A 5,182-nucleotide genomic window follows, 5' to 3' on the forward strand; every position below is an offset into this window, starting at 1 on the left:
GCAACGGTCCGCTCAGATAGCCTACGATCAAGTCTCTGTAGTCTCTATGGTCTATTAGTAATTAATAGTCTATGAGGAATATTAATTAAATAGAGACTATTTGACGTAATTAAGCAAAGCTGATACAATTTCAAAGGAGAAGACAGTATACGAGGTGCCAGGCGTAGATGACAGACCACAGTAACCACGGAGATGAGTGGCTGACCACCAACGAGGTGAGCAAGCTTATAGGGATTGGCCCGAAAACGGTAGTGCGAATGGTTGAGAGGGGAGAATTAACGGGGTATCGTGTGGCCTCCAGATGGCGCTTCAAACGCCGTGATATCGAGGCCTATCTTGAGGCCCATCGCTATGGTCCTGGGCGCCTGCCCGGATCGCGCAACGACGACGGAGCGGAAGCAGATCAAGAGCCAGACTGAACGGCATGCGGAAGAGCAAACCCACCTCACCCATGCGCCTTGGGAACCCGCGTACGGGCAAAGAGAAAAGCTCACTGGTCACGGTCCGGGCCAGCCACTGTCGCTCTCCTCAGCCGGCGCTCACCCAGGCACTCCCGCCCGTCGCTGACAGAAAAGCCGGCACTGGAGAAAACGAAAACCCCGTCCAATCCGGGCGCAGATCTGCCTATTCCTGGCCAGCCAGCCAGAAAGCTAGCGAGCAGTGAATAGAGATACAACGGCTTACCTGCGGTCCGGGGAATCAATGCCCAGAGCACAGGGCAGGGCTATAGAGGGCCATAGAGGGCCATAGCGACCGCTGATCGGGACAAAGGCCGAGTGCGCGCGCGGGCGGTGAGAGCCAGGCGCCCATCAAGGAGCGATGCGGGGGCGGTACTGCACCGCCTCCGCCACGTGGGCTGAACCGATCAACTCCGCTCCTTCCAGATCAGCGATTGTGCGCGCCAGCTTCAACAGCCGATGAAAAGCGCGTGCCGACAGCGCCAACTGCTGCACCGCTGCCTTCAGCAAGCGCTGCCCGGCCTCATCCACGCGGCAGAAAGCCTGCACCTCAGCCGGCCCCATCTCCGCGTTGCAGGTCAGGCGCGTCCCCGCAAAGCGCTGGCGCTGGCGCTCGCGGGCGGCCTCGACGCGGGCTCGAATACGCTCCGTACTCTCTGGAGCTGGAGCGCCAGCCAGCTTCTCATAAGCCACACGCGGCACCTCCACCTGAATATCGATGCGGTCCAAGAGCGGACCGCTGACGCGCTTCTGATAGCGGCGCACCGCCGCTGGCGAACACGTGCACTCGCGTGCCACATCGTGTAGATAGCCGCATGGACAGGGATTCATCGCTGCAATCAGCATAAAATTGGCCGGGAACGTCACCGACCCCTGAGCGCGCGAAATCGTCACCACCTTATCCTCCAGGGGCTGACGGAGGGCCTCTAGCACATACTGACTGAACTCAGGCAACTCGTCCAAAAAGAGGACGCCGCGGTGAGCCAGACTGATCTCGCCTGGGCGGGGCTGGCGTCCCCCACCTACCAGGCCGGCGTGACTGATCGTATGGTGCGGTGCGCGGAAAGGGCGCTCCATAATGAGCGGCACCTCGGGCGGCAGCAGACCGCCCACGCTGTAGATGCGCGTCACATCCAGCGCCTCCTCAATCGAGAGTGGAGGCATAATCGACGGCGTCGCCCGTGCCAGCAGCGTCTTCCCCGTCCCTGGAGGGCCACACATCAACAGATTATGACCGCCGCTCACCGCTACCTCCAGTGCTCGCTTCACGTGATCCTGGCCGCGCACAGCCGCCAGATCATGGGCTGGGCAACAGCGACTGATCTCCTGCAACAGGGTCGTATTCGTCGGTAAGGGAGCCAGGCGCTGCTCGCCACTCAAATGGGCCACCAGCTGGGCGAGCGTCTCCACCGCGTAGATTGGCACGTCGCGCACTAAAGCCGCCTCGCGCGCATCCACTGCCGGCACAAAAACCGCGCGTAGGCCACGCTCGCGCGCCAGCGCCACCATTGGCAGAATCCCGTTTGTATGACGCACACTGCCATCGAGGGACAGCTCACCGAGGAAGAGGCAATCAGTAATTGGCTCAACGGGGACAAGCTGACCAGAGGCCAGCAGAATACCGATAGCGATGGGGAGATCGTAGACAGGCCCCTCTTTGCGGAGGTCGGCAGGGGCCAGATTCACCGTAATCCGCTTATAAGGAAAAACGGCCCCACTATTCTTAATAGCGGCGCGCACCCGTTCGCGCGCCTCCTGAATAGCCGTATCGGCCAGGCCCACGATAGCAAAACCCGCCAGACCATTGGCCAGGTCAACCTCCACCTCAACCAGGGCGCCTTCCAGACCCACAATAGCACAACTTCGAACCTGCGCCAACATCCTGTCTCCTTGAAAACCTCCTCTCCTCCACGTAACAGAAGATAGCCTATATTATGGCGCAGTAACTCTGCATTTGCAAGCCCACCGATAAAATGGCCAGAGGTCAACGAGCCGGTACAGGCGCTGGCCTAGGGGGTCCGCGCAGAAGGCAGCACAATAATCTCCTCGCCGGGCCTCAAAACGGTCTGCAGGTCATGCGGACCAGTGATCAGCTTATTGCTCACGAAGAGCTGGATCTGTGCGCGCACAAAGCCGTGCTCATCGCACAGACAGCGCCAGACCTGCGGATAGTGGGCCTCCAGCGCTTCGAACAGTTCGCCTACTGTGCTGGCCCGCACAACGATCTGGCTTTTGCCGCCGTTGCAGGCGCTCAGCGTTGAAGGTAAACGCAGCGTTACAGTTGCCTGCTCAGTGCCACCCATGCCGTCTACCCTGCCTTTTGAAGATGGCATCGATTTTTCATCGAGAACAAGGCTCGCATTCCGAGACTCTATCATGCTGTACAAAGCACTATACTACATACAAAACCTCGTTTGCAAGCGTGGGCCTGCGAAGGTCCCTCCATCCCGCCAACCAATGTCTATACCACCTTCGTCCAACGGAGCAGGCGCCCACTCAGGCTCAAACGGCGCACAGTGCCAGAGCCTCCGTCAGGCGACTGATCACGCCTGCCCCTGCCTGCAGTAACTGCTCAACCAGCCGGGTTGCCTCGCCACCGGTATAATCCCGGGCGGCGATTCCCGTTCGCGCCAGGAGAACCGACAGTTCCTGCGACTCGCTATCGGGCATGAAAGCCATATCTGACGGCTCTGTCTCAGCCGTTTCGGGAGCCACCAGCAGCACCCTGCAGCCCTGGCGAGCCGCCGTCAGGGCCTCACCCAACAAAGCCACATTGCCGGGTCCAACGTACATTGGACAGATAATCAGCGTCTCGACAGTAGCCAGGGCCGCACGCAGCTCCTCCAGCGCCGCCTGAGAGAGAGGGGCATAAGGTTGCTCTGTCAGTACACGGCTTGCCAGGCGCAGGGCCAGCGTATGATCGCTGTCACCCATATTGAGCACCCCAGCCAGAAAAGGAATATGCCAATCTGCCAGAGCACGCATCACCCGTTCGCCGGAGCCGCCTCCTGCCATGACGAACACTCGCGGAGGAGGCTCCAGGGCAGCCATCTCCTCCTCGGCTTCCTGAGCCTCGCGGCTGCCCGGCGGCACCACACTGAAATGCGCCGTGCCGCGCACAATCCCCACCTGGACCGCGATCCCGTAGACGCGGCTCAGCAAACGTGGCTCCAGGACCGTCGCCGGCGTCCCGTCCGCCACAATGCCGCGCTGGAAAAGTACCAGGCGTGGAAAATAGCGGGCTGCCAGATTCAAGTCATGCATAGCAGCCAGCACCGTCAGACCCTGCTCGCGATTCAAGCGCTGCACCAACTCCAGCACTTCGATCTGATATCTGATGTCCAGATGGGCGGTCGGCTCATCGAGCAACAACAAGCGCGGCTGCTGCGCCAGGGCCATCGCCACCAGCACACGCTGTCGCTCGCCTCCGCTCAGCTCATTGAAGGGCCGTTCCGCCAGAGCCGCGACGCCAGTCACACGCATCGCCTCCTCGATCCGGGCGCGATCCTGCGGCCCGTAACTCCCTAGCAGGCCGACAAAGGGCAGGCGTCCCAGTGCCACCAGTTGCTCAACCGTGAAGTCAAAGGGTATGTGCAACTCCTGGGGGACCACTGCCACCATGCGAGCCAGCTCGCGCCGCCGCCAGTGACCAAGCGCTCGCCCCTGCAGCCGGATCTCCCCCTGGGTTGGACGCAGCACCCCGCTCAGCAGGCGCAGCAACGTGGTCTTACCCGAACCATTGGGTCCCAGCAATCCCGCCATCTCCCCTGCCGCCAGCTCCAGACAGACATCAAAAAAGATCGGCTGCAGGCTGTAGCCGAAAGTCACATTGCGCACCTCCAGCAACGGCAAGCCTCCCGTAGCAGACAAATTTCTACTCTCGGGCCTGTGATTCACGACCATCGGTACTCCTTCTTGCTCTGACGCAGCAGATAAAGGAAGAACGGCGCCCCAATCAGAGCCGTGAAGACGCCAACAGGTAGCACCGCCGGCGCGATCACCGTGCGCGCCAGCAGATCGGCCAGGGTCAAAAAGGAGGCCCCGCCCAAAGCCGAGGCCGCAATTAAAGGGCGGTGGCGCGGACCAATCAGCAAGCGTAGCATATGCGGTGTGACCAGACCCACAAAGCCGATCAGACCGCTAATCGAGACCGCCGCCGCCGTCAGCAGCGAACCGAGCATAATCAGCAAAAACTTATACCACTCAACCCGCAGACCCAGGTGGGCGGCTCCCTCCTCGCCCAGCGCAAAGGCATCCAGCACCTGCCCCAAGACCAATGCCCCGCCGACGCCGGCCACAATAAGGCTGCCTACGATCAGCACCGGCCACCAACTATTGACGCTAATCCCTCCCGAGAGCCAGTTAAAGAGAGCCTGCAGATTAAACTGAGCCTGGGGACTCAGTGTCAGAATCAGGGTCTGGACTGCTACCAGCAGAGCATTCATCACAACGCCAGCCAACAAGAGGGTCACCACCGGAGTGCGCCCGCCGACGCGCGCGATAGCATAGACCAGCAGCACTGTCAGTAACGCCCCGCTAAACGCCAGCAAGGGAGTCAAAGAGAAGAAGAGACCGTAGGTTGTATCGAGCGGCAGAATGAAGGCAATGACCGCCCCCAGGGCGGCCCCCGAAGAGGTCCCCATCAGGAAAGGATCAGCTAACGGATTGCGCAGCATCCCCTGAAAGAGCACCCCGGCCACCGCCAGCCCGGCCCCCACCAGAGC

5 protein-coding genes are annotated in these 5,182 nt (G+C 61.0%); 1 reads left to right on the forward strand and 4 read right to left on the reverse strand.

All coding sequences use genetic code 11. The features are described from left to right. Positions 1 to 167: 167 nt before the first annotated feature. Positions 168 to 419 (forward strand): helix-turn-helix domain-containing protein, encoded by a 252-nt coding sequence (locus IRZ31_RS20030; protein WP_112427151.1) that lies wholly within the window; start codon positions 168 to 170, stop codon positions 417 to 419. 390 nt (positions 420 to 809) lie between these two features. Here IRZ31_RS20030 and IRZ31_RS20035 read toward each other — a convergent pair whose 3' ends face one another. From IRZ31_RS20035 to IRZ31_RS20050, 4 genes are all read right to left on the reverse strand, one after another. After that, positions 810 to 2,339 (reverse strand): YifB family Mg chelatase-like AAA ATPase, encoded by a 1,530-nt coding sequence (locus IRZ31_RS20035; RefSeq protein WP_297157117.1) that lies wholly within the window; start codon positions 2,337 to 2,339, stop codon positions 810 to 812. Positions 2,340 to 2,467: 128 nt separating this feature from the next. After that, positions 2,468 to 2,791, reverse strand: a complete 324-nt coding sequence (locus IRZ31_RS20040) for a MoaD/ThiS family protein (RefSeq protein WP_297157120.1) — start codon at positions 2,789 to 2,791, stop codon at positions 2,468 to 2,470. A gap of 169 nt (positions 2,792 to 2,960) precedes the next feature. Beyond that, positions 2,961 to 4,361: an ABC transporter ATP-binding protein gene (locus tag IRZ31_RS20045; RefSeq protein ID WP_297157123.1), complete on the reverse strand. Its 1,401-nt coding sequence runs from the start codon at positions 4,359 to 4,361 to the stop codon at positions 2,961 to 2,963. Continuing rightward, positions 4,352 to 5,182 (reverse strand): iron ABC transporter permease (locus tag IRZ31_RS20050; RefSeq protein WP_297157125.1); only part of this gene is annotated, 831 nt, incomplete at its 5' end. The genes IRZ31_RS20050 and IRZ31_RS20045, both read right to left, overlap by 10 nt.

Source organism: Thermogemmatispora sp. (genome assembly GCF_019683635.1).
In the GTDB taxonomy this organism is placed as follows: domain Bacteria; phylum Chloroflexota; class Ktedonobacteria; order Ktedonobacterales; family Ktedonobacteraceae; genus Thermogemmatispora.